Source organism: Desulfovibrio sp. 1214_IL3152, assembly GCF_036763055.1.
Classification (GTDB): Bacteria; Desulfobacterota; Desulfovibrionia; order Desulfovibrionales; family Desulfovibrionaceae; genus Desulfovibrio.
The window spans coordinates 1-1,097 of sequence record NZ_JBAIYW010000243.1; the positions used below are offsets into that span (position 1 = coordinate 1).

A 1,097-nucleotide genomic window follows, 5' to 3' on the forward strand; every position below is an offset into this window, starting at 1 on the left:
GCCGGGAGCAGCCTGCGCCACCGGACCTGCCGCGGCTTCGGCCAGTTGGGCAAGAGAGCGCAACTGCTGCATGCTTGGCTCCAGAAACTGCGGATCGCCCACATCCTGCCGCAAAAAAGCGTTGATGGCGGGCATGCTTTCAATGGCCGCGTCGATTTCGGCATTGGTTCCCCTGGCATAGGCCCCGATATTGACCATATCCTCCACTTTGCGAAAGGTACTCATATTGCGCGTGACCACACGCCCGGCCAGAACATCCTGCCTGTCGCAGATATCTGACCGCAGGCGGCTGATGGAACGCAGCACGTCAATGGCGGGAAAATGCCCCTGATCCGCCAGATCGCGGGTGAGCACAATGTGACCGTCCAGAATGGAGCGCACGGCGTCGGCAATGGGTTCGTTAAAGTCATCGCCGTCAACCAGCACCGTGTAAATGCCCGTGATGGTTCCCCTGGCAGACCTTCCGGCCCGTTCCAGCAGCTTGGGCAACTGGGCAAAAACCGTGGGAGTGTAGCCCTTGGTGGTCGGCGGCTCGCCCACGGCCAGCCCCACTTCACGCGCGGCCATGGCAAAGCGGGTTACGGAGTCCATCATGAGCAGCACGTCCATGCCCTTGTCGCGAAAATATTCGGCAACGCCCGTGGCCGCGTAGGCCGCGCGCATACGTACCAGAGGGGACTGGTCGGACGTGGCGATGACCAGAACCGAACGGGCCATGCCCTCCGGCCCAAGGTCCCGCTCCATAAATTCCACCACTTCACGTCCACGTTCGCCGATGAGGGCGATAACGTTGACATCGGCACGGGTATAGCGGGCCATCATGCCCATGAGCGTGGACTTGCCCACGCCGGAACCGGCCATGATACCCACGCGCTGCCCTTTGCCGAGAGTGAGCAGGCTGTTGACCGAGCGCACGCCCACATCAAGGATATCCGTAATGCGCGGCCGCTGCAGGGGGCTTGGCGGGTCGGCATAGATGGGGACAAGCTCGGGATGCCACTGCTGCCGGGCCACGGCGGCCCATTCCGGCACATATGGTTCCTGTTCCTGCGCCTGACGGGCAAAATCGGCCTTGGCATTATCGCCCACAGGCAAGA

Annotated in this window: 1 protein-coding gene; it reads right to left on the minus strand. The window is 62.4% G+C overall.

Going from position 1 to position 1,097, the window contains the following annotated elements:
• Nucleotides 1-1,097, minus strand: a 1,097-nt coding sequence (locus tag V6C07_RS05085) for a FliI/YscN family ATPase (protein ID WP_333535279.1), incomplete at both ends; no start/stop codon positions are given.